Source organism: Tenacibaculum sp. TC6 (assembly GCF_050606265.1).
Lineage (GTDB): Bacteria > Bacteroidota > Bacteroidia > Flavobacteriales > Flavobacteriaceae > Polaribacter.
In genome coordinates this window covers 67,629-91,480 of the sequence record NZ_JBOCUK010000014.1, presented here as the reverse complement: position 1 = coordinate 91,480, position 23,852 = coordinate 67,629, and the positions used below count along the sequence as shown (strand labels likewise).

Here is a 23,852-nt window from a genome sequence, read left to right as displayed (position 1 = left end):
AACACATGTTTGTTGAGAGATTTTATATCTTTAATCATACTAAAAAACTGTAATGGTTTTTTAGGACGACACAGTTTATTGTTAAAGTTATTCCATTTCAAAATCTTCCATAAACTTTGTGGTATAGTTACCGGCAACGTAATCTGGATGATCCATTAATTGTCTGTGGAAAGGAATAGTTGTTTTAATACCTTCAATAACATATTCATCTAATGCACGTTTCATTTTGTTAATCGCTTCTTCTCTGGTTTGAGCTGTTACAATTAATTTAGAAATCATAGAGTCATAGTTAGGTGGAATCATATAACCCGCATATACGTGAGTATCTACACGAACTCCATGCCCACCAGGAGCGTGATAAGAAGTTATTTTTCCAGGAGCAGGTCTAAATCCGTTATAAGGATCCTCTGCGTTAATTCTACACTCAATTGAATGCAATTGAGGGAAATAATTTCTACCGGAAATTGGCACACCGGCAGCTACTAAAATTTGTTCACGAATTAAATCGTAATCAACAACTTCTTCAGTAATTGGATGCTCTACCTGAATACGTGTATTCATTTCCATGAAGTAGAAGTTACGGTGTTTATCTACTAAAAACTCAACAGTACCGGCACCTTCATATTTAATATATTCTGCTGCTTTTACAGCGGCTTCTCCCATGGCATTACGTAGCTCATCAGTCATGAACGGAGAAGGTGTTTCTTCTGTTAATTTTTGATGACGTCTTTGAACTGAACAGTCTCTTTCAGAAAGGTGACAAGCTTTACCGTAGGCATCACCAACGATTTGGATTTCGATATGACGTGGTTCTTCTATCAGTTTTTCCATGTACATACCGTCATTTCCAAAAGCAGCTTTAGCTTCCATACGAGCAGAATCCCAAGCATCACGTAAGTTTTCTAATTTCCATACGGCACGCATTCCTTTACCACCACCACCGGCAGTAGCTTTAAGCATAACAGGAAATCCCATGTCTTTAGCAAGCTTTTCAGCTTCAGCGTAAGAGTCTAAAATACCTTCAGATCCGGGAATACAAGGTACACCTGCTGCAATCATAGTTGCTTTAGCAGTCGCCTTATCTCCCATTTTATCAATCATTTCAGCAGTAGCTCCAATAAATTTTATACCGTGCTCTTCACAAAGTTTTGAAAACTTAGCATTTTCTGATAAAAAACCATATCCCGGATGAATACCATCTGCATTTGTAATTTCAGCTGCAGCAATAATTCGATCCATTTTTAAGTATGATTCACTACTTGGGGCAGGACCAATACACACAGCTTCATCAGCAAAACGTACATGTAAGCTTTCTGCATCAGCTTTTGAGTATACCGCCACTGTTTTTATTCCCATCTCCTTACAAGTTCTGATTACACGTAAGGCAATCTCACCTCGGTTGGCAATTAATATTTTTTTAAACATAATGTAAAAGTTATGATTTAGAATTATGAGTTCAGAAATCAGATAATCTAATATCTAAATGTCTATGTATCTAAAATACTACGATGGGTCTACTAAGAATAGAGGTTGATCAAATTCTACCGGAGAAGAATCATCAACTAACACTTTAACAATCTTACCTGATACTTCAGATTCGATTTCGTTAAATAATTTCATTGCTTCAATTATACATACAGTTTGACCAGCTTTTACGTCAGTTCCTACTTCTACAAATGCAGGTTTATCTGGTGATGCTTTTCTATAAAAAGTTCCGATAATAGGTGACTTTATAGTAACATATTTTGAATCATCACTTGCAGGAGTTTCTGCAGCCGGAGTTGCAGGAGCAATTGAAGGCTGAGCTACCGGAGCTTGAGTAACTACTTGAGGAGCAGTTGCCATTGGAGCAGTTTGGTAGATAGTTGCTTCAGGTACTGAGCTTCCTGTTTTAATGGTGATTTTGATATCTTCCATTTCTAACTTTACTTCGCTTGCACCAGACTTAGCTACAAACTTTATAAGACTTTGAATTTCTCTAATATCCATTTTCCTAAATTTAAGTTGTTTGGTTTATGAATTATATGCCCATTTTAAATAGATAGCTCCCCAAGTGAAGCCACCACCAAATGCAGCAAAAATTAAGTTATCTCCTTTTTTTAACTCTTTTTCATAGTCAGCAAGTAATAAAGGTAAAGTAGCTGAAGTTGTATTACCATACTTGTGAATGTTCATCATTACTTTTTCTTCGTCTAACTCTAATCGGTTTGCTGTAGCTTCAATAATTCTTTTGTTAGCTTGATGTGGTACTAACCATTGAATATCTTCTTTAGACAGGTTATTACGAGTTAGCATTTTTTCTGAAACATCAGCCATGTTCGATACTGCAAATTTAAAAACAGTTCGACCTTCTTGATGTACAAAGTGTTGTTTATTTTTAATGGTTTCTTCTGATGGAGGTAAAATTGAACCGCCGGCATCAATCTTTAAAAATTCTCTACCAATACCATCACTACGTAAAAACTCATCTTGTAAACCTAAATCTTCAGTGTTTGGTTCAAATAATACAGCACCGGCACCATCACCAAAAATAATACAAGTTGTTCTATCTGTATAATCAATAATAGAAGACATTTTATCTGCTCCTATAAGAAGAACTTTTTTATAACGACCACTTTCAATATATCTGGCAGCAGTTGACATTCCATATAAAAAACTAGAGCAAGCAGCTTGTAAATCATATGAAAAGGCATTAACCGCACCTATTTTAGAAGCAGTGTAAGCAGCTGTAGCAGCTACAGGCATATCCGGAGTGGCAGTAGCAACAATTACCATGTCTATATCTGAGGCCTTAACTCCTGATTTTTCTAGTAAATTTTCTGCTGCTTTGATTGCCATATAAGAAGTACCTGCTCCTTCTTCTTTTAAAATTCTTCGTTCTTTGATTCCTGTTCTTGAGGTAATCCACTCATCGTTGGTGTCTACCATTTTTTCAAGCTCTTTGTTGGTTAGAGCATATTCTGGAACATATTTTCCTACTGCTGTTATAGCTGCAGTTATTTTAGTCATAGTTGTTTGTTTTGTTATAAAACGAGATTTCAAAGAAATGAAATTTATTTCATTTTTTTAAAGAAAAAAAAGCGAAAACTTACTTTTTTAGTTTTAAAACACTAAAAAACCCTCGAAAAGAGGGTTTTTTTAATTTATTCGCAAAGCCATAAGTTTATGCTTCAGCAGAAGCTGATTCTAATACTACTTGTCCTCTGTAGTATAATTTTCCTTCATGCCAGTGAGCTCTATGATATAAATGAGCTTCTCCAGTAGTAGGATCAACAGCTATTTGAGGAACAGAAGCTTTGTAATGAGTTCTTCTCTTATCTCTTCTTGTTTTAGATATTTTTCTCTTTGGATGTGCCATTTTATGTCTTATTTATCTGTTAGTAAATCCTTTAATTTATCCCATCTTGGGTCTGTTGAACTTTGCTCAACAATTTTTTTATCTTCTTTAATTTTTAACTCTTCTAACTTCTTTAAAGTTTCAGATTCCATAGTGCCATCTAAAACATCAGGGTGTACTCTTTTTGTTGGAACTGATAGAATGATGAGTTCGTATATATATTGAGAAACGTTGATTTGGTATTCTTCATGTGGAATGATAAGAATTTCTTCACTATCATCATTATATTCATGACCAAATTTTACAATCAAGTGTAAGTTTCCGTTTATTTCTTGATCAAATAACTCATTGGTTACATCACAAGGAACATTAACTGTACCGCTAACTGTAAAGTCAAGTTCAAAAAAAGAACTTTTTTTAACCAAGTTAACTGTTGCGTTAACATTACAATCATTGAATTCATCAAAATTATAAACTTCAAAGAACTTTTTACCAATATGATATTCAAATAAATGACTCCCTTCTCTTAACCCTACAAAAGGTATGTTGAATTCCTTTAAGTCTTTCATTGGTTACATCAATTTGAGCGTGCAAAGATATAAAAAATGTTTTTATAAAAATATTTTGCTAAGATTTTTTTATAAAATTAAACTTTTAACGCGTTCTGTATAAGGTTTTGATACTCAATCCTGTTTTTATGTATGTTAATAGCACTAAATAAGGCTTCCTGAAACGATAAATGATTTGCTTTATTTTTTCCGGCAATGTCAAATCCGGTTCCATGATCGGGTGAAGTTCTTATTTTTGAAAGACCTGCAGTAAAATTAACTCCGTTTCCAAATGATAAAGCTTTAAAAGGAGCAAGACCCTGATCATGATACATAGCTAAAACACCATCGAATTGCTCATATGTTTTTGATCCGAAAAAACCATCAGCTGCATATGGACCAAAAACAAGCTTTCCGGTTTCTTGAATTTCTTTTATAGTTGGTCTAATAATTTCATCGTCTTCTTTTCCAATTACTCCATGATCTCCACAATGCGGATTCAATCCAAGAACAGCAATCTTAGGTTTGTTAATGTTAAAATCTTGTTTTAAACAAGAATGCATAATATAAACCTTTTCTTTAATAAGGTCTGGTGTTATGGTTTCTGATACTTGAGCTAGAGGAATATGACCCGTTATTAAACCGATTCTTAAATCATCAGACATTAAAATCATTAAGCTTTTGCCTTCTAAACTTTCTTCTAAATACTCAGTATGCCCTGGAAAATCAAATTCTTTTGATTGTATGTTATCTTTATTAATAGGAGCCGTAACTAAAACATCTACTTTATTTTCTTTTAATGAATTTACGGCGGCTTGTAGTGATTTTAAGGCATATTTACCTCCAATATCTGTAGTTTTACCTAAATCAAATTTAATTTCTTCTTTCCATACATTTACAAGATTAATTTTTCCATGAATAATCTTATCAACCGAAGCTACACCATTTATATTATTGTTAAGTTTCAATACCTTTTTATGATAGGAAATAACTTTATTTGAACCAAAAAGAACCGGAGTACAAAAATCAAGCATACGCTTGTCTTCAAAAGTTTTTAAAATAACTTCAATTCCAATGCCATTTGTGTCTCCAATTGAAATACCAACAATAATTTTGTCTGATTTATCCATAGTTTACATTTTGTAATGTCGTATTTTTGATGCTAACAAAAGTAACTAAAATTTAGAGAATGTTTACAGGAATAATTGAAACTCTAGGTGTTGTAACAAAACTTGAAAGAGAAAAAGAAAATTTACATCTAACAGTCAAGAGTAATTTTACTCACGAGTTAAAAATAGATCAAAGTGTAGCGCATAATGGAGTATGTTTAACTGTGGTTGGAATTGAAAATGATGAGTACACAGTAACAGCGATTAAAGAAACGTTAGATAAAACCAATATAGAGGAGTTGAAAGTTGGAGATGAGGTGAATTTGGAAAGAGGAATGAAGTTAGGGGATAGGTTAGATGGGCATATTGTACAAGGACATGTTGATAGAACCGGTATTTGTAAAAGTATAGAAGATGCTGAAGGAAGCACTGTTTTTACATTTACATATGATTTTGATGGAAGCAATATTACTATTGAAAAAGGATCTATTACGGTAAACGGAGTAAGCTTAACTGTTGTGAATTCAAAAAAGAGTGAGTTTAGCGTTGCTATTATTCCTTTTACGTATGCACATACTACCTTTAAAAATTTTGTAGTGGGTACTAAAGTAAACTTAGAATTTGATGTTATAGGTAAATACGTAGCCAGACTTCACGGGTTAAACGGATAAAATTTACTAAAAACTACTACTAAAATTATATAAAAACATGGAATTATTTTCATCTATTGCCTTGTGTTTTTCAGGAGGAGGCTATAGAGCTGCTTGTTTTTCATTAGGAACATTATCTTTATTAGAAAAAGTAGGATTGTTAGAAAATGTTAAAGCTATATCTACAGTATCCGGAGGTACAATTACGGGAGTTAAGTATTCACAGTCACAAATAGAAGGTAAAGATTTTCAAACTTTTTTTGATGAATATTATAATTGGTTAGATAAAGACGAGTTGGCAAGTAATGCTCTTAGTCATTTAAGATGGCCTTTAATATGGAATCAACTTGAGAATAGACATAAAAGGAAAAATCCAATCAATGCCTTTGCTATTGAATATAATAATTTCACCAATCATTTAACACTCGGACATATTCAAAATACCATTAGTGAAGGAAAAACACATTTAAAAAGAGTGATTTTTAATGCTACTGATTTTGATAGTACACATCAATTTAGATTTCAGAATATCAAAGGAAATAGAAAAAGGTTCGGAAATGGAAAAATTCATAGTAAGTACAAAGAAGTTATAGATGATATTAAGCTAGGTGATGTGATTGCTGCATCTACAGCTTTTCCCGGAGGGTTTGAGCCTATTGGATTTCCGTACGATTTTACTCCTAAACATACTCATTTGGAAGAAATAGGATTGATGGATGGCGGTATTGTTGATAATCAAGGAGCTTCTATTTTCGTTTCTGAAGCGCAGAATAAATGTGATGAAGAAAAGGAGGATTATAATTTGTTATTTCTGTGTGATGTTTCTTCTCCATATCCGGGAGAGGGATTTAAGTTTGCCTCCGACACAAAATTTAGCAAGTATGTTTCGTATATATCTAGTGCATTTACATTGTTATTTGTGTTAATGACTACCGTGTTTTTCGGAATACAAAAGTGGTGGGTTTCGTATACTGTAAGTGTAGTCATATTAGCCTTTTTGGTTTTTATTCACTTTTTATTTTTCTCGCTTTCTAAGTTAATGCAAGAGGAAACCGGAATAGATCAACAGTTGTATTTACCCCCAAGAAGAGTGGCTTTTTATATATTAAACAGAGCCAAATCTTTAGTACGTATGGCAAGCGTGGTTTTTCTGAAAAACGATAGAAGACAAAATGCTAATGCGGTTTACAGTACTTTTCCTAATAAAATAATATCATCAACAGTATATGAATTACGTTGTAAAGATGCTTTAGGAAACCAAACAACACAACCTGAAAATGAAAAAAAGTGGAAAGAGATAGTCGCATATACAGGTGAGATAAGTGAAAAAATTATTGAAAACTCTAACAAAAGTAATACGTTTGGAACTACACTGTGGTTTACTAAAAAAGATAAGGAAAACAACATGTTAGATGCTGTTATTGCTTGTGGTGAGTACACTGCTTGTTATAACTTATTGTCACATATGATTGTTCAGCACGGGAAAGAAGTAACTACAATACCACTTTTTAATGAGTTAATGCTTTTATGGGAAGAATTTAAGAAGAATCCTAAGTTTTTACTTGAGGAACGAAAAAAAAGCAAAACACCATAAAATAGCTATTTTATGGTGTTCTAATTTTAAAAAATCAAGATTTTAATTGTATCAATAATAGTTTTGACAATCTTGTTTTTAAAATGACCTAAACTTATTTTTGAAATACCTGCAGCTTGTAAGGCTTTAAGGTGAAATAAATCTTTTTGACTTTCTACTAACCATTCAAAATCATCTAAAGTAAGTTTACCTTGTTTAAGTAAAGAAGTCCATCTTTCAAGTTTATCTTTAGATTCATTTAAAAAAAGCTCAATGTCTTTTTTTGATTCTTTAGAAAACTCGCTAAACTTATCATTAAAAACTAAGATCAATGATTTTTTTAGCTCTTGTAAAATTTTTTCGAAATCCATAACCAATTAATTTTTAGAGATTAGTTCTAGTAGCTGATTTTTTACTGCCGGGTCTTTTTTGCCTTCATATTGAATTAGCAAATCAAAGGCCTCTGTAATTTGTCCTTTAGCTTCTGTAATAAAGAAAGAGGATAACGTATTTTTTTCTTCCCAACGTTTTAAAAATCCGGCTAATAAATTTTTATTTTCATCAGCTAACAATAACCACATTTTGTATGTTATTTCATTATTAGGTTTGTATTTTTCATACTCAACTATTTTGGCAATTTTATTCTTTAGTTTTTGAATGTCAATAATGTTTTCTTGATACGGATTTTCAGCTTTTTCTATAAGATGACTAGCATCGATTTTTATTTCAACAGCTTTCTGGAAAGAATATTGGTCATAAGGAGCTGTTTTAAGTACACTACAGGAAAACAAAAAACCAGTTATTAAAATTAACAGGAAGGGTAGTTTGCTTTTTTTCATTGGATAGTTAAGTTAGTTTTTATGTTTTTAGATGAAGTAAATTTACTTATTAATGAGCTGATTTTTAACGGGAAAAAACCTAGAATTAAAAAGTGTATTTCAGGAAGTAAGGGTGTAAAAAAACCGCTTACAAAATGTAAACGGTTTAAAGTAAAAGTGGTCCCACTTGGACTCGAACCAAGGACCACCTGATTATGAGTCAGGTGCTCTAACCAACTGAGCTATAGGACCTCTTATTTTAGGTTTGCAAAGATAATAACTTTTTTAAAATATCAAATACTTTTTACACTTTTCTATTCATTAAATTTTTGCCAAAAGCACGTAAAGCCTCTTTTGCACCATCAGATATATTCAGGTGTTCGATATGTTTAAATGATTTATTTGTGTAATCCTCAATAAGTTGTTGAATGTGTTCCGGAATATTGTTTGTCTTAAAAATAGAAGAAACTTTTTTTACTTTTTCTTCATTATTTTTTTCTTCTCCGTTGTAAAGAGTTAATAAATCATTCTTATCACTAGCATTTGCTATTTCTAATGCTTTCAGGTATAAGAATGTTTTTTTATTTTCAATAATATCACCCCCTACTTGTTTTCCAAAAGTTTTTGGATCACCAAAAGTATCTAAGTAATCGTCTTGTAATTGAAAAGCAATTCCTAAATTTAATCCGTAATTATATAAGTGTTGTGCTTGCTCTTCTTCTGCTTCTGCAACTATGGCACCCATTTTTAACGCTGCAGCCACTAAAACAGATGTTTTTAAGGTAATCATTTTGATATACTCATCAATGGTTACATCATTTCTGGTTTCAAAATCAACATCTAGTTGTTGACCATCACAAACCTCTAAAGCAGTTTTACTAAATAATTGAGCCAATTTTTGAAAAATATGAGGTTTATAGTTTTCAAAATACTGGTATGCTAAAATAAGCATTGCGTCTCCGGATAAAATTCCGGTATTAATATTCCATTTTTCATGTACTGTTTGATTTCCTCTTCTTAGAGGAGCATCATCCATAATGTCGTCATGAACCAATGTGAAGTTATGAAACACTTCTACGGCAACTGCAGCAGGTAAGGCTTGCTTAAAGTTTCCTGAAAAAATGTCTGAAGCGATCAAGGTAAGTATAGGTCTTATTCTTTTACCTCCTAATTGTAAAATATACTCTATAGGTTCATATAGATTTCGTGGTTCCCTTTTAAAGTCCTGTTTTTGCAGGTACTCTAAAAAATCCGATTGATATTTTAATAAGTCCAAATTTCTAATTTTTGGGTAAAAATAAGGTAAACAAAAAATCTATGCACCACCTAATGTTAAAAAATAATTAAAACTTCGGAAACTTTTTTGGTTTCTAAAGTTTCCTGCTGTACATTTGCAAACAATTATGGAAAATAAAATTTTAGAAAAGTCGGCTGAAATGTTTTTAAACTTAGGGTTTAAAAGTGTTACTATGGATGATATAGCTACAGAGTTAGGCATATCAAAAAAAACATTGTATAAATATTATTCAAACAAAGCATCTTTAGTTGATGCCGCAACACAATCCGTTCAACAGGCTATAGATAATACAATTTTGTATATAAAAGAGCAAAATTATAATGCCATAGAAGAAGAGTTTGCAGTAAAGGCAATTTTTAAAGAAATGTTTAAAAATGCTAAAACTTCACCTATGTATCAGTTGAAAAAGTATTACCCGGAAACTTATGCAAGATTGATGGATAGAGAGGTGTGTATGTTTAAAGATTGTAATGCTGACAATCTTACTAAAGGAATTGAGCAAGGATTGTATAGAAAAGGAATAAAAAAAGATTTAATAGGCAACTTCTATTTTACACTGATATTTGGAATATTTGAGAATGATATATACGGTCAGGAAATGCATGAACTTATGGAGTTGGAATATGAAGTGTTAGAATATCATGTAAGAGCTATTGCTACAGAAAAAGGTATTGAAGAACTAGAGAAACAATTAAAAATCATAAATCAAAACAGGTAAACAATGAGAAAATACATATACGGTGTATTTGTATTCTTTTTTACGAGTTTTCTACTCGCACAAGAAAAAGAAATGCATTTATCAATGCAAGAAGCTATTGATTATGCAATAAAAAATAACTACGATAATAAAATTGCTTCAAAAAATATTGAAGCTGCGAAAGAAAGAAAATGGGAAACAACAACCATTGGATTGCCGCAAATTAACGGAAAGTTAGACTATCAGAACTGGTTAAAACAACAAGTATCATTGCTTCCGGCTGAACTTGCTGGAGGCCCTGCAGGAACTTTTGTGCCGGTAAGATTCGGAACCAAGCAAACCATGAATGCTTCGGTTACCTTAACTCAGTTAATTTTTGACGGATCTTATTTAGTAGGATTACAATCTGCAAAAACGTATTTAAAAATTTCAGAGCAAGCCAAAGAAAAAACAGAATTGGCTACAAGAGAAGCTGTAATTAATGCCTATGGAAATGTTTTAATAACAGAAAAATCTATTGAAATTTTAGAGAAAAACAGAGATGTTCTAAAAAAGAACCTTAATGAAACTCAGAAAATTTATGACAATGGATTAACCGAGTTAGAAAATGTAGAGCAGTTACAAATAACATTAGGAAATGTTGAAAATAATTTAAGCAATGCTTTAAGAATGAAAGATATTTCTTATAAAATGTTAAACATAGCCTTAGGAAATACTATTGAAAAAAAGTTAGTGCTTACGGATTCTTTAGACAATTTAGTGGTGTCAAATACCGATTTGAGTTTGCTAACTAAGGTTTTTAATGTTGAGAATCATATTGATTTCAGAATGGCTGAAAATGATAGAGAAAGTAAAAGGTTACTTATGAAATTAGAACAAAGTAAGGCTTTACCAAGTTTAGCTGCATTTGTAAACTACGGAGCCAATGCTAACTCTAACGATTTTAACTTTTTTAGTAGCACCCAAAAATGGTTTGATTATTCATTATTAGGTGTTAGCTTAAATGTGCCTATTTTCAGTAGCTTCGGAAGACAATCAAAAACAGCTAGAGCTAAAATTGAATTAGAAAACTCTGAAATCAGAAAAGAAGAAGTAAAACAAAAGTTAAATCTTCAGGCAGAAACAGCAAAAAGTGAATACCAATTGAGTATTGAAAAATATGAAACAGCAAAGAAAAATTTAGCACTGGCCGAGCGCATAGAGAAAAAACAACAAGTTAAATTTTTCGAAGGACTCTCGTCTAGTTTTGATTTACTTCAAGCACAAAATCAATTGTATTCACAACAAAATAACTATATGCAATCCATGTTAAACGTGATTGCTAAAAAAGCACAACTAGAAAACGCATTAAACTTACCAATAAAATAATCAACTAATGAGAAGGATTGTATCATATATTATACTAACTACACTTTTAGCTTCATGTGGAGGCAAAGAGCAATCAGTAGAATCAGTAATAAGTACACAAGATTTGCAGAAAATTCTTGAAAAGAAAGATGAGTTAAATAAAAAACAACAAGAATTAGCGGGGCAAATTAAATTGCTAAATGAAGAAATTTCAAAGCTAGATACCAATAAGAAAGTACCTTTAATTACAACAATTGATGCACAAGAGCAACCTTTTGTTCATTATTTAGATTTACAAGGAAATGTACAAACAAAAAAGAATGTTTTAGTATATCCTGAAATGCCGGGGCAATTGGTGAAAATTTACGTAAAAGAGGGACAGCATGTGGTAAAAGGACAAGCTCTAGCTAAAATTGATGATGGAGGATTAAATCAACAAGTGGCACAAGTTGAGGCACAAGCAAGTTTGGCTAAAACCACCTATGACCGTCAAAAAAGATTATGGGAGCAAAAAATCGGATCTGAAATTCAGTATTTACAAACTAAAACTAATTATGAGGCATTAACCAGAACGGTTAATCAATTAAAGCAACAATTAGGAAAAAGTGTTATTAAGGCTCCTTTTACAGGAATTGTTGATGATGTAATAAAAGAGCAAGGTACTGTAGTGGCACCGGGTCCGGGAGCAGAGGTGTTCAGAGTTGTAAATTTAGATGATATGTATATTGAAACTGATGTGCCGGAAAGCTATATAACATCAGTAAAAAAAGGAAAAGAGGTACAAGTAGACTTTCCAGTATTAGGAAAAACGGTTACTTCTTCTGTTCGTCAAGCAGGAAACTTTATAAACCCGGCTAACAGAACTTTTAAAGTTGAAATAGGAGTACCTAACAAAGATAAAAGTATAAAGCCAAACCTAACAGCTAAGTTAAAGGTTAATGATTATACAAATCCAAATGCAATTTTAATTCCTTTAAGTATTATCTCAGAAAACTCGAAAGGAGAACAGTATGTTTTTGTTGTTGATAGTATTCATAAAGAAGATGGAAAAATGAGAGGAGTTGCTAAACAAACCATTATTACAACCGGAAAAACACAAGGAGATATTGTTGAAATTTTGTCAGGAATAACTAAAGAAGACCAGGTTATAAATGAAGGAGCAAGAAGTGTTAAAAACAAACAATTGGTAGAAATATTAGACTTGTCAACAGAAAAAACAGCTCAACAAAATAAATAATAGTAGGAATGAACGAGCAAAATAAAAATATAGATAAGGAGTTTAAACTATCTTCTTGGGCTATTAACAATAAAACTACCATATATGTAATGATGGTAATTATATTGTTTTCAGGAATTTCAGCATTCTTAGGAATGCCTCGTGAGAGTTTCCCTGAAATTAAAGATACCAAAATTTATGTAAGCTCTATTTATCCGGGAAATACAGCAGAAGATGTTGAAAAATTAATTACCGATCCGTTAGAAGAAAAGCTGAAAACGGTAAGTAATATGACTAAAATAACATCAACTTCACAGGAAGATGTATCTATGATTATTATTGAATTTGATGATGCAATTACTATTGAAGAAGCTAAACAAAAGGTTAAGGATGAAATAGACGAAGAAGTATCAGGAGAAGATTGGCCTACTTTTAACGGTGCTAAGGTTGAACCTAATGTATTTGAATTAAATATAGCTGAGGAAACGCCAATTTTAAATATCAATATTTCCGGAGATTACACGGTACAAAAGCTAAAAGAGTACGCTGAATATTTACAGGATGAAATAGAAGATTTGCCTGAAATTAAAAAAGCAGACATTCGTGGAGCCGAAGACAAGGAAGTAGAAGTAGCGGTTGATATCTACAAAATGATGGCTGCTAAAGTTAGCTTTGGTGATGTAATACAAGCTATACAAGGAGGAAATGTAACCATGTCTGCCGGTAATATTATAGCGAGTGGTCAACGTCGTACGATTCGTGTTTTAGGAGAAATAGAAAATCCGCAACAACTTCAAAACTTTGTTGTTAAATCTGAAAAAGGAAATCCTATTTACTTGAAAGATATTGCAGCTATCTCATTTAAAGATAAAGATAAAACTACGTACGCCCGTGAATTTGGAGAATCAGTCGTTATGTTGGATGTTAAAAAGCGTTCAGGAAAAAACATGGTTGAAGCTGCTGAAAAAATTCAACAAATTGTAAAGGATGCACAAGAAAATGTGTTCCCAAGTAATTTGGTGGTAACTATAGCTAACGATCAATCTTCTAAAACGATAGGGCAAGTTGACGATTTAGTAAACAACATTATTTTTGGAGTTATCTTGGTAGTTACGGTTTTAATGTTCTTCTTAGGATTAAAAAATGCCTTATTTGTTGGGTTTGCCATTCCAATGTCTATGTTCATGTCACTAATGATTTTAAATGCATTAGGGTATACCATGAACACTATGATTCTTTTTGGGTTAATCATGGGGCTGGGAATGTTGGTTGATAATGGTATTGTGGTTGTTGAAAACGTTTATCGTTTAATGGATGAAGAGGGTATGAGTAGAATAGAAGCGGCTAAAAAAGGGATCGGTGAAATAGCGTTTCCAATTATCATTTCTACAGCAACAACAGTTGCAGCTTTTATTCCTTTAGGAATGTGGCCAGGGGTAATGGGACAATTCATGATTTATTTTCCAATAACCTTATCGGTAGTTTTAGGGTCTTCATTATTTGTGGCTATTTTCTTTAACTCGGTAATGGTATCTCAATTTATGAGTATTGAAGATAAAGAAATGCCAATGAAAAGAATTGTAAAGTTAACAGCTACACTAGGGGTTTTAGGATTGTTAGTTGTGATTTTTGGAGGTAACTTCAGACCCTTAGGAACATTATTATTGTTTGCTGCTGCTAACTTCTGGATTTATCGTTATGTAATGCGTCCGTTAGCCAATGGTTTTCAAAGTACCGCGTTACCGCGTTGGGAACGTTTTTATGAACGTATGATTACTGTTTCTTTAAAAGGATGGAGGCCGATTATTATTTCTATAACAACGCTGATTTTATTAATTATCGCATTTATAGGATTTGGAGCTTCCGTAGGAACTCAACGAACTAAAGTAGAGTTTTTCCCCGACAATACACCTAACCAGGTAATTGTGTATGTGGAATATCCGCAAGGAACAGATATTGAAAAAACAAATATTATCATGAAAGATATTGAGAAGCGAGTAGCTAATATTTTGAATGATAAAGATTATACAGATGGAGATTACAATTTCTTAGTTGAAAGTTCCATTGCTCAAGTTGGAGCAGGATCAGGAAATCCGCAAACTGATGGTGGATCTACAGCAGAAATGCCGCATAGAGGTAAAATTGTAGCCTCAATGCGTGAGTATAAAGATCGTAGAGGAGCAGATAGTAAAGAGTTAAAAAGAAAAATAACTGAAGCTTTAAAAGGAATTTATCCGGGATTATCAATTTCAGTTGAAAAAGATCCTGTTGGACCACCTGCAGGGTATCCTATCAATATTGAATTAGAAGGAAAAGATTATAACGAATTGATTAATACCGCAGAAAAAATGCGAGACTTTATCAATACCAAATCTATTCCCGGAATTGCTGAGTTAAAAATTGATGTTAACAAATCAAAACCAACAATGTTGGTTGATGTTGATAGAGAAAAAGCAGGTGAATTAGGAGTTAGTGCTGCTCAGGTAGGACAACAATTGCGTAATTCAATTTTTGGTTCAAAAGCCGGAGTATATAAAGAAGATGGTGAAGATTATGATATTTATGTTCGTTTTAATAAAGACAATCGTTACAATTCGAGTGTTGTATTTAATCAAACCATAACTTTTAGAGATTTAGCTACAGGTCAAATTAAAAGTATCCCGGTATCTACCTTAGCTAAACAACATAATACATCTGGGTTTAGTGCTATTAAGCATAAAAATGTAAAAAGAGTAGTAACTGTATATTCTGCACTAGCTCCGGGGTATACAGATGCAGGAGCGATAGTAGGTAAAATTCAACATGAAATGAAAACATTTACCGAGCTTCCTAGTACAATTAAAGTAGATTATACAGGACAAATTGAAGAGCAAAATAAGCAAATGAAATTCTTAATGGGAGCATTTTTCTCAGGTTTAGGACTCATCTTTTTAATCTTAATATTCCAGTTTAATTCAGTATCAAAACCGGCTATTATTATGTTAGCCATCTTCTTAAGTTTGATAGGAGTATTTGGAGGGATTGTAGCTTCAGGATCATCTTTTGTTATTATGATGACAATGATGGGTATTATTTCTTTAGCAGGAATTGTGGTAAATAACGGAGTTGTATTGCTCGATTATACACAACTGTTAATTGATAGAAGAAAGGTAGCTACTAATTTAGGAGATGATGATTTTGTTTCTATTGAAGATTTAAAAACAGCAATTATTAAAGGAGGAAAAGCGCGTTTACGTCCTGTATTGTTAACGGCAATTACTACTATTTTAGGGCTAATTCCGTTAGCAACCGGATTGAATATTAATTTCTACACCTTGGTGTCTGAGTTAAATCCGCATATTTATTTAGGAGGAGATAACGTGATATTCTGGGGGCCGTTAGCTTGGACTGTAATTTACGGATTATTCGTAGCTACATTCCTAACGTTAATAGTTGTTCCTATATTATTCTACTTAGTTACTAAGTTTAAAATGTGGCTACGTAGTGTTTTATAATTGATTAATTTGTTAACTATGAAAAAGGCTGAAAATATATTGTTTTCAGCCTTTTTTACGTATAAAAATTAATAACTCTTTTATCAAAATAAGAAATGCTGTTACTTTTGCTGTATGAGTAAAAAAGTTTTCACGGTAGAAGAAATTAAAAGAAAAATTGAGAACTATTGCGTGTATCAAGACAGATGCCATAAAGAAGTAGAAAAAAAGCTATTGGAATATAATCTTATCCCGGAAGCCAGAGAGTATATACTTCTACAGTTGTTAGAGAACAATTTTTTAAATGAAGAAAGATTTGCCAAAAGTTTTTCCAGAGGGAAATTTAGAATTAAAAAGTGGGGAAAAGAAAGAATTGTAAGAGAACTAAAGTTACGGGAAATATCCAGTTATAATATTAAAACAGCTTTGAAAGAAATTGAAGATGCTGAGTATATTAAAACAGCTTATGAGTTAGCGGATAAAAAAAATAACGCTGTAAAAGAGCTTGAAGTATATAAACGAAAGAAAAAGCTTTTTGATTTTTTAAAGTATAAAGGGTTTGAAAATCAGATAATATTTGAAGTATTAAAAGCTTATGAAAAATAATAATTAACGCATTTTGTTGAATATGCTGTCTATTTTAACAGAGTTGTCGAAAGATTTTTTTCGATACGTATGTTCAATTTTCGAATTTAAACTGTTAAAAGTTGAAAAAACGTTTTTAATTTGGAAGTTTACCTCATTAGAAGAAATAGAGGGAATGTAAGTCATGTCAGCCAATCGTAGTACTTCATTTTCAAAAACATCAATTCGAGCCATAAAAGCCGGAGTTTGTAGCTCTTGAACTTTGTTACTGTCTTTTGCTTTTTTTGTTAGTTCTCTTAATTCTAAAGCATTATTCAGTGCTTCTCTGGCTGAGATTTCTGTGTATTCGTTTAGAAAATCTTTCAAATCAAAGTATTCAGTCCACTTTTTAATATTTCTTAAAGCAATACTATCCGGTTCGGTATAGTTGTAAGAATTAATAACTTCCATAGTATTACTTTTATTACTAGTAACATTAGTTGTGTTACTCTTTTGTTTTGAGCAACTTAAAACAACTGTAATAACTGTTAAAAAGATTAAAAAATGAAATGTACTCAGTTTGTGTGTCATGGGTGTAAAAGTACATTTTTATTAAATTAACACAAATTATAGAGGTAATTTTATGTTTTTATTAATACTTAAAAAACAATATTTTTCTTTTGTGAAATCTTAAATTTAATACTTTTGTGTGCCTATATTTTTGAATAATTAATAATGAGTGAAACAATATTGATCATTGGCGCCTGTGGCCAAATCGGAATAGAATTAACTGAAAAGTTAAGAGTCATTTATGGAAATGAAAACGTCATAGCTTCTGATATTAGAGAAGGTAATGAAAATATGATGAATTCCGGCCCTTTTGAAATCGTAGATGCTACTAATAAAGATAGAATATTGGAGGTTGTCAAAAAGTATGAGGTTACTCAGGTATATTTAATGGCAGCCATGCTTTCAGCAACAGCAGAAAAATTTCCTCAAAAAGGATGGGAATTAAACATGACCTCGTTATTAGCTGTGTTAGATATAGCAAAAGATAAACATATAAAAAGAGTGTATTGGCCAAGTTCTATGGCTGTTTTTGGTAGTACTTCACCAAAAGTTAATACGCCGCAACAAACCATTATGGAGCCTACTACGGTATATGGTATAAGCAAAGTAGCCGGAGAACATTGGTGTAACTATTACCATGAAAAATATGGTGTTGATGTTAGGAGTATTCGTTATCCGGGAATTATTAGTTGGAAAACGTTACCGGGAGGAGGTACAACCGATTATGCCGTAGATATTTACTTTGAAGCTTTAAAAAAGGGAACTTTTGAGTGTTTTTTAAGTGAAGAAACCAGGTTGCCTATGATGTATATGGATGATGCTATTGAAGCAACAATTAAAATTATGCAAGCAGATTCTGATACCATAAAAACCAGAACGTCATATAATTTAGCTGCTATAAGCTTTACTCCAAAAGAAATAGCTGAAGAAATACAAAAATATATACCTGAATTTACCATTACGTATAAACCTGATTATAGACAAAATATAGCAGATTCTTGGCCTCAGGTTATTGATGATTCTGCAGCACGAAAAGATTGGGGATGGAAGCATAAGTATGATTTATCATCAATGACTCAGGATATTATAACAAGTCTAAAAGAAAATTCAAATTTACTAGCGTAAGTTATTTGTATAAATACGTCTAAGCTTGTATGAATGTAACAAATGTAGCTTTGTAAACTTTTTTAGCAAACTACTTTTGTATTCAAAATCAACACATAGATGAAAGAAATTATAGAAAATAGCTTGAAAAGAGCAATGTCATATAAACAATATAGATTGCTGGTAAGTAAGCTTATTGAAGAAGGTAAATCAACAGGAGAAACGCAAACAGAAGATTTACTTAACTACAGTGTTTTAAACGATAAAAGAATGAATCGTTTAGATAAAACAATTGAAATCTCGGAAGAGATAAAAAATAAAGTGAAAGCTGTAGAAAAAGAACAAACATGGCTGGTGTTAACTGAAGGGTGGTGTGGTGATGCAGCTCAAAATGTACCTGTAATTAATAAAATAGCTGAAGAAAACTCAAACATAAACTTGCAATTGGTTTTAAGAGATGAAAACATAGAATTAATGGATGAGTTTTTAACTAATGGAGGAAGATCTATACCTAAATTAATTGCATTAGATAAAAATCATAATGTAATAGGTACTTGGGGGCCAAGGCCAACAGAGGCTACAGTTATGGTAGAAGAGTACAAAGAAAAAAATGGAAAATTAGATGCAGAATTCAAAAAAGATTTGCAAATTTGGTACAACAAAAATAAAGGTAGAAATACCGAGCAAGATTTAATATCATTATTGAGCTAATATTAAAATTAAAAGTGATAAAAGTCCGTTTAAAATCTGAAGTTAAACGGACTTTTTGTTTATATATTTGCCAAAAAAAATAACATGTTAGTAGCGCATAATTTATTATCAGATGAAGCTAAGGTTTGGGTGTATCCTTCCAATAGAAAGTTTTACCCTCAAGAAATAGAAGCTTTAAAAGAAAAAGTAGAAAATTTTGTGGCTACTTGGAAAAAAGAAGATGAAGATTTTAAAACTTCATATCAATTGCTTTATGATCGGTTTATTGTTTTTTATGCCGAAGAAAATTCAATATTATCAAATGCAGATATAGATAAACAGGTTGCGTTTATTTTAAAATTACAAAATGAATACGAGGTTGAGTTGTTAGATAAGATGAATGTGTGTTTTAAGCAAGGTGACTATATTCAGTACAAAGAAATAAAAGACTTTAAAAAAATGCTGAAAGAAAAATCGGTTTCACCTAAAACTATTGTTTTTGATAACTTAATTCAAACTAAATATGATTTAGAGAATTTTTGGGAAGTACCTATCACAGAAAGCTGGTATAACCGATTTTTATAAAAAAGGATTACAAAAATATAAATCCTATTCCCAGCGAAACACTATCTAAGGTGTTGTTTTTAAAGCCTATAATTTTTTTACGATGAAAATCTAGTTTTAATAATGTATGCCAACGACCGCTTCCTCCCATTTGAACACCTAAACCTAACTTATAATAATCACCATTTTCATATTTAGAAGAAGGTCTCCACATTTTCCCATAACTGGCTTCAGCAAAAAAAGCATCAAAATCATCTACAGCAATATTATAACGTAAGGTACCGTAAGTGGGGATGGCATTAATGCTATATCGGGTATGATGATCATATCCTACATTAAAACTTGCCAGCCACTTACTATTGAATTGATATCCGGCTCCTACTCTAAACATCACAGCAGAAAACTTCAAAAAACTTTCGTCATCATCATTAAACAAAGTATAATTTTCATTGATTCCGAAGGTAAAATTAAAATCACCTGTTAAGAAAGCTCTTTTGCTCATATTTTGAGCATAAAAACTGCCTGTTGTAATAATAAGTAAGTAGATAAGTAGTAGTTTTTTCATAAAAATAATTTTGTGAGATTCAACAAAAATTATTCCAAGTTGAAAAAATACATTAAAAAGAGAAACAATTGTATAAAGAGAGGTTTGTTTCTTAGTTGTTTAAAGAAGAAATAAAACCATCAATATCAAAAGCATCATCTACTGAAAAGGCCCCTATTTTTGTTCTTCTTAAAACCGATAAATGAGCACCGGAATTTAATGCGGCACCAAAATCGTGAGCTAAAGAGCGTATGTAAGTTCCTTTGCTGCATACCACTCTAAAATCAACTTTAGTAAAGTCAATTTTAGTAATTTCAAATTCAGTAATTTCTATTTCTCTTGACGCTATTTCAGTTGATTGTCCGGCTCTTGCTAATTCATAAAGTCTTTTTCCATCCTTTTTAATGGCCGAAAATATAGGTGGTTTTTGTTGAATTTTACCAATGAATTGTTGAGTTGTTTGATGTATTAATTCTTCAGTAATATGTTCAGTAGGATAGGTGGTGTCTATCTCCGTTTCTAAATCATAACTAGGCGTAGTTGCACCAATAGTAAATGTACCGGTATACTCTTTTATTTGCCCTTGGTAGGTTTCTATATTTTTAGTTTCCTTACCGGTGCATATAATTAACAATCCGGTAGCTAAAGGATCAAGAGTTCCTGCATGTCCTACCTTGATTTTTTTTAAATTGAATTGTTTTCTTATGTGCCAGCGTACTTTATTAACGACTTGAAAAGAAGTCCATTCTAAAGGTTTATCCAGTAATAAAACCTGTCCGTTGTTAAAATCTTCAGCAGTCATTTAAAAAAATAAAGAATAAATAATGGCTATACCACCAATAATAGCACAGTATATTGAAAAATAAGATAGTTTACTTCTTTTTACCAAGGCAATCATCCATTGGCAGGCAAGTAATCCGGATACAAAAGCAGCTATAAATCCTGCAGATAAAGGTAAAATTTCAGCACTTTTAAAGTTAATATCACCACTCAGTAGATCTTTGGCTACTTTTCCTAAAATTAATGGTACTACCATTAAGAATGAAAAACGAGCCGCCTTGGTTCTGTCAACTCCTAATAAAACAGAGGTAGAAATAGTAGCGCCGGAACGAGAAATTCCCGGAAGCATGGCTATAGCTTGTGAAATTCCTATAAGCACAGAGTTGGTAAAAGAAACATTTTTATTGGTGTTTTTTGCTTTATCGGCCAGTAATAAAAGTCCGGCAGTAACTAAAAGCATACAACCAACCAACAAAATCTTCCCGCCAAAAAAGCTCTCTAATTGTTTTTCAAAAGCTAAACCTATAATTACAGCAGGGATCATTGACAGGACAATTTTAGCACAGAATTTTGTTTGTTCATTCCATTTGAATTGAAACAAACCTTTTAAAATTTCAATCACTTCTTTTCTGAAAATCACTAAAGTACTTAAGGCGGTTGCGGCATGTAATACAACAGTAAAAGTTAAACTTTCCTGAGGAACCGAAGTGTCACCAAATATAGCTTTAGCTAATTCTAAGTGACCGCTTGATGATACAGGTAAAAATTCAGTGAGTCCTTGAATAATTCCAAGAACAATAGCTTCTAATAAATCCATGCTTATTTTTTTGGGTTGGCTAAAATAGCATAAATTTCAATACCAAAACCAATAAGAACTAAGGTTGGTGCTAAACGAATTCTTCGCCAGCTGTAAATGTCAGGATTAAAAACCTTTGGGTCATCACTTCCGCCACCTGCCATTAAGATGAAACCTAATGCTATAACGGCTAATCCGATTAACATAATACTGTAATTTCGTTTGCCAAATAAAAACTCGTTTTTAGTGTTTTTGTCGTTTTTCATAATGCGTTATGATGAGTTTTTTAATAATATAAGTCGTTTGTTTGTAGGTTTAAAAAGCGTTGTGTAGCAAAAAAAGTACTTATCCAGGTAATTACAAATGCTGTAAATAATACTCCTGCTGAAACATAGGCTAAAGCAACGTAATCTTTTAAAAGTTCAAGTGTTGGAATGTATTTGTCAACATAATACACAAGAATAAGTAAACCTATTAATGAAATTAAAGCTCCTAAAAGCCCCAGTTTAATACTTTGCCAAATAAATGGTTTTCTAATAAAACTTTTAGTAGCACCTACCATTTGCATGGTTTTAATATTAAATCGTTTAGAATAAATGGCTAAACGAATAGAGCTGTTAATTAAAATAATAGCTACTAATCCAAAAAAACCGCTTAATACTAATAACCAAAAGCTAATGCGTTGAATGTTTTTGGTAAGTAAATTAACCAATGGTTTATCATAGTTAACCTCTGCAATAAGTTCGTTTTTTTGATATTTTGTTTCAATTTCCAACATTTTTTCAGGAGTTACATAAGCAGCATTCAAATACACATCAATGCCGTTTTTTAACGGGTTGTCTCCTAAAAATTGTAAAAAATCTTCGCCTAAATCTTTTTTGTAAGCTTTGGCAGCCTCTTCTTTTGTGATATACAGTAAGTTTTTAGTAAAACTCTCTTTTTTTAGGGTTGTTTTTAGTTCTTCAAGTTGCTCTTTTGTTACGTCATCATTTAAAAATAAAGTCATTACTACTTTTTCTTTAAAATGATTCGCTACTTTGGTAGATTTTAATAATACTAACCCAAGAATACCAATCATAAAAAGAACTAAAGCAATACTTACTACAACAGAAACGTAGGATGATTGTAAACGTCGTTTTTGAAAAGAATCAAAAGATGTGGTCATTTTTACAAGGCTGTTTTAACTCCGCAAGATACTAAAATCAATTCACAATAATGAATTATCACTAATCATTGTTGGTTAACTATAGTCTTTTGCCAAAAGATGATTATTTGTTGTCTTTAGGGATGTCTTGGCAAAGTTCAATTAAAACACCGTTGGTGGTTTTAGGATGTAAAAAAGCAACCAATTTATTATCAGCTCCTTTTTTAGGAACCTCATTTAACACGGTAAACCCTTCATTTTTTAAACGCGTAATTTCGTGTTCAATATTATCAACAGCAAAAGCAATATGGTGAATTCCTTCTCCTTTTTTATCAATAAATTTAGCAATAGGGCTTTCCGGATTGGTAGCTTCCAGTAATTCTATTTTATTAGGTCCAGATTTAAAAAAGGAAGTCTTAACTCCTTCACTGGCTACTTCTTCAATTTTATAATGAGGGGCTCCTAAAAGAGCCGCAAATAATTCATTTGAAATGTCCAGGTTTTTAACAGCAATGCCTATGTGTTCTATTTTATTCATTGAATACAGTTAAGTTAATGATGAATAACTACAAAGTTGTTTTTATACTCATCGTTTAATTATATGTTGTTCTTGGTGCAAGGATAGATTTATAGGGTAAAAATATAAAATCTACTCAGATAAAAACGGAAAATTCTATTTAAGATAACGTGAGTTCGACGTAAGAATTGTAGCAGGCAAAGCAAAGCTTAGCTCTCTTTTTACGCAGAATAATCTGAAAAATCACTGAAAACCAGGAGTAAAACGACGCAGTGTTTTTCAGATGGTTTTAAACGGAGTTTAAAAATTCCTCGTAGAAGTGTCTTTTCTTTTGGTTCGTTTTCTTTGGACAAGCAAAGAAAATGAACAATAAAGATGTATTAAAATCATAAACAAATTATAATCAATGCATTATGCAAGTGTAAAAACAAAAGTTATATCGAACTCACGTTAAGATAGGTTGTTTAGGTTATTTACTATGTCAACATGGTTCATAATTAAGGCGTATAGGTTA

The 23,852-nt window shown here is 31.9% G+C and carries 26 protein-coding genes and 1 tRNA gene; 10 read left to right on the top strand and 17 right to left on the bottom strand.

Annotation, left to right across the window (positions count from 1 at the left end; genetic code table 11):
* Positions 1-87: 87 nt before the first annotated feature.
* The 6 genes from accC to pdxA form a co-directional block, all read right to left on the bottom strand.
* A complete protein-coding gene (gene accC / locus ACQY1Q_RS09860) occupies positions 88-1,425 on the bottom strand; it encodes an acetyl-CoA carboxylase biotin carboxylase subunit (RefSeq protein ID WP_431005143.1) in 1,338 nt (445 codons plus the stop codon).
* A 78-nt stretch (positions 1,426-1,503) separates the two neighbouring features.
* Positions 1,504-1,989 carry an acetyl-CoA carboxylase biotin carboxyl carrier protein gene (gene accB, locus ACQY1Q_RS09855; RefSeq protein ID WP_431005142.1) on the bottom strand — a complete coding sequence of 162 codons (486 nt, stop codon included), beginning with the start codon at positions 1,987-1,989 and terminating at the stop codon, positions 1,504-1,506.
* A gap of 24 nt (positions 1,990-2,013) precedes the next feature.
* Entirely contained in the window at positions 2,014-3,009 is a 996-nt protein-coding gene (locus ACQY1Q_RS09850; RefSeq protein ID WP_431005141.1) for a beta-ketoacyl-ACP synthase III, read from the bottom strand.
* Between the two features lie 154 nt (positions 3,010-3,163).
* Positions 3,164-3,358 carry a 50S ribosomal protein L32 gene (gene rpmF / locus ACQY1Q_RS09845; protein WP_431005140.1) on the bottom strand — a complete coding sequence of 65 codons (195 nt, stop codon included), beginning with the start codon at positions 3,356-3,358 and terminating at the stop codon, positions 3,164-3,166.
* A gap of 8 nt (positions 3,359-3,366) precedes the next feature.
* Positions 3,367-3,906 (bottom strand): YceD family protein, encoded by a 540-nt coding sequence (locus ACQY1Q_RS09840; RefSeq protein ID WP_431005139.1) that lies wholly within the window; start codon positions 3,904-3,906, stop codon positions 3,367-3,369.
* A gap of 77 nt (positions 3,907-3,983) precedes the next feature.
* Positions 3,984-5,015, bottom strand: a complete 1,032-nt coding sequence (gene pdxA / locus ACQY1Q_RS09835) for a 4-hydroxythreonine-4-phosphate dehydrogenase PdxA (RefSeq protein ID WP_431005138.1) — start codon at positions 5,013-5,015, stop codon at positions 3,984-3,986.
* A gap of 59 nt (positions 5,016-5,074) precedes the next feature.
* On the opposite strand from pdxA, the gene ACQY1Q_RS09830 reads away from it, so the two are divergent.
* Positions 5,075-5,665, top strand: a complete 591-nt coding sequence (locus ACQY1Q_RS09830; protein ID WP_431005137.1) for a riboflavin synthase — start codon at positions 5,075-5,077, stop codon at positions 5,663-5,665.
* Positions 5,666-5,702: 37 nt separating this feature from the next.
* Complete coding sequence (locus tag ACQY1Q_RS09825; protein WP_431005136.1) at positions 5,703-7,238, top strand: patatin-like phospholipase family protein; 1,536 nt, start codon at positions 5,703-5,705, stop codon at positions 7,236-7,238.
* Positions 7,239-7,264: 26 nt separating this feature from the next.
* Here ACQY1Q_RS09825 and ACQY1Q_RS09820 read toward each other — a convergent pair whose 3' ends face one another.
* The 4 genes from ACQY1Q_RS09820 to ACQY1Q_RS09805 form a co-directional block, all read right to left on the bottom strand.
* Positions 7,265-7,588: a hypothetical protein gene (locus tag ACQY1Q_RS09820; protein ID WP_431005135.1), complete on the bottom strand. Its 324-nt coding sequence runs from the start codon at positions 7,586-7,588 to the stop codon at positions 7,265-7,267.
* Positions 7,589-7,594: 6 nt separating this feature from the next.
* The gene (locus ACQY1Q_RS09815; protein ID WP_431005134.1) at positions 7,595-8,056 is read right to left on the bottom strand and encodes a hypothetical protein; all 462 of its coding nucleotides are present in this window, start codon (positions 8,054-8,056) and stop codon (positions 7,595-7,597) included.
* Between the two features lie 157 nt (positions 8,057-8,213).
* Positions 8,214-8,287: transfer RNA gene (locus ACQY1Q_RS09810), tRNA-Ile, on the bottom strand.
* Between the two features lie 52 nt (positions 8,288-8,339).
* The gene (locus ACQY1Q_RS09805) at positions 8,340-9,311 is read right to left on the bottom strand and encodes a polyprenyl synthetase family protein (protein ID WP_431005133.1); all 972 of its coding nucleotides are present in this window, start codon (positions 9,309-9,311) and stop codon (positions 8,340-8,342) included.
* 127 nt (positions 9,312-9,438) lie between these two features.
* On the opposite strand from ACQY1Q_RS09805, the gene ACQY1Q_RS09800 reads away from it, so the two are divergent.
* From ACQY1Q_RS09800 to ACQY1Q_RS09780, 5 genes are all read left to right on the top strand, one after another.
* A complete protein-coding gene (locus ACQY1Q_RS09800) occupies positions 9,439-10,050 on the top strand; it encodes a TetR/AcrR family transcriptional regulator (RefSeq protein ID WP_431005132.1) in 612 nt (203 codons plus the stop codon).
* A 3-nt stretch (positions 10,051-10,053) separates the two neighbouring features.
* Positions 10,054-11,397 (top strand): TolC family protein, encoded by a 1,344-nt coding sequence (locus ACQY1Q_RS09795; protein WP_431005131.1) that lies wholly within the window; start codon positions 10,054-10,056, stop codon positions 11,395-11,397.
* A gap of 7 nt (positions 11,398-11,404) precedes the next feature.
* Positions 11,405-12,613, top strand: coding sequence for an efflux RND transporter periplasmic adaptor subunit (locus ACQY1Q_RS09790; RefSeq protein ID WP_431005130.1), 1,209 nt, complete (start codon positions 11,405-11,407; stop codon positions 12,611-12,613).
* 8 nt (positions 12,614-12,621) lie between these two features.
* On the top strand, positions 12,622-16,086 hold the full coding sequence (locus tag ACQY1Q_RS09785; RefSeq protein ID WP_431005129.1) for an efflux RND transporter permease subunit: 3,465 nt from the start codon (positions 12,622-12,624) through the stop codon (positions 16,084-16,086).
* A gap of 114 nt (positions 16,087-16,200) precedes the next feature.
* The gene (locus tag ACQY1Q_RS09780; RefSeq protein ID WP_431005128.1) at positions 16,201-16,671 is read left to right on the top strand and encodes a regulatory protein RecX; all 471 of its coding nucleotides are present in this window, start codon (positions 16,201-16,203) and stop codon (positions 16,669-16,671) included.
* Between the two features lie 3 nt (positions 16,672-16,674).
* Here the strand turns inward: ACQY1Q_RS09780 and ACQY1Q_RS09775 are convergent, their stop codons facing one another.
* Positions 16,675-17,100: a hypothetical protein gene (locus ACQY1Q_RS09775; protein WP_431005127.1), complete on the bottom strand. Its 426-nt coding sequence runs from the start codon at positions 17,098-17,100 to the stop codon at positions 16,675-16,677.
* 264 nt (positions 17,101-17,364) lie between these two features.
* On the opposite strand from ACQY1Q_RS09775, the gene ACQY1Q_RS09770 reads away from it, so the two are divergent.
* The 3 genes from ACQY1Q_RS09770 to ACQY1Q_RS09760 all read left to right on the top strand — a co-directional run bounded on the left by ACQY1Q_RS09770 (position 17,365) and on the right by ACQY1Q_RS09760 (position 19,578).
* Positions 17,365-18,324 (top strand): NAD-dependent epimerase/dehydratase family protein, encoded by a 960-nt coding sequence (locus tag ACQY1Q_RS09770; RefSeq protein WP_431005126.1) that lies wholly within the window; start codon positions 17,365-17,367, stop codon positions 18,322-18,324.
* Positions 18,325-18,423: 99 nt separating this feature from the next.
* Positions 18,424-19,014: a thioredoxin family protein gene (locus ACQY1Q_RS09765; protein ID WP_431005125.1), complete on the top strand. Its 591-nt coding sequence runs from the start codon at positions 18,424-18,426 to the stop codon at positions 19,012-19,014.
* Positions 19,015-19,098: 84 nt separating this feature from the next.
* Positions 19,099-19,578 (top strand): ABC transporter ATPase, encoded by a 480-nt coding sequence (locus ACQY1Q_RS09760; RefSeq protein WP_431005124.1) that lies wholly within the window; start codon positions 19,099-19,101, stop codon positions 19,576-19,578.
* A gap of 7 nt (positions 19,579-19,585) precedes the next feature.
* Here ACQY1Q_RS09760 and ACQY1Q_RS09755 read toward each other — a convergent pair whose 3' ends face one another.
* The 6 genes from ACQY1Q_RS09755 to mce form a co-directional block, all read right to left on the bottom strand.
* Positions 19,586-20,122, bottom strand: coding sequence for a hypothetical protein (locus ACQY1Q_RS09755; RefSeq protein ID WP_431005123.1), 537 nt, complete (start codon positions 20,120-20,122; stop codon positions 19,586-19,588).
* A 91-nt stretch (positions 20,123-20,213) separates the two neighbouring features.
* Positions 20,214-20,903 (bottom strand): tRNA pseudouridine(55) synthase TruB, encoded by a 690-nt coding sequence (gene truB, locus ACQY1Q_RS09750; protein ID WP_431005122.1) that lies wholly within the window; start codon positions 20,901-20,903, stop codon positions 20,214-20,216.
* Positions 20,904-21,698: an undecaprenyl-diphosphate phosphatase gene (locus ACQY1Q_RS09745; RefSeq protein ID WP_431005121.1), complete on the bottom strand. Its 795-nt coding sequence runs from the start codon at positions 21,696-21,698 to the stop codon at positions 20,904-20,906.
* A 2-nt stretch (positions 21,699-21,700) separates the two neighbouring features.
* Positions 21,701-21,943: a DUF3098 domain-containing protein gene (locus ACQY1Q_RS09740; protein WP_431005120.1), complete on the bottom strand. Its 243-nt coding sequence runs from the start codon at positions 21,941-21,943 to the stop codon at positions 21,701-21,703.
* A gap of 20 nt (positions 21,944-21,963) precedes the next feature.
* Positions 21,964-22,842, bottom strand: a complete 879-nt coding sequence (locus ACQY1Q_RS09735) for a cell division protein FtsX (protein WP_431005119.1) — start codon at positions 22,840-22,842, stop codon at positions 21,964-21,966.
* Positions 22,843-22,945: 103 nt separating this feature from the next.
* Entirely contained in the window at positions 22,946-23,359 is a 414-nt protein-coding gene (gene mce / locus ACQY1Q_RS09730; RefSeq protein WP_431005118.1) for a methylmalonyl-CoA epimerase, read from the bottom strand.
* Between the last annotated feature and the right edge of the window lie 493 nt (positions 23,360-23,852).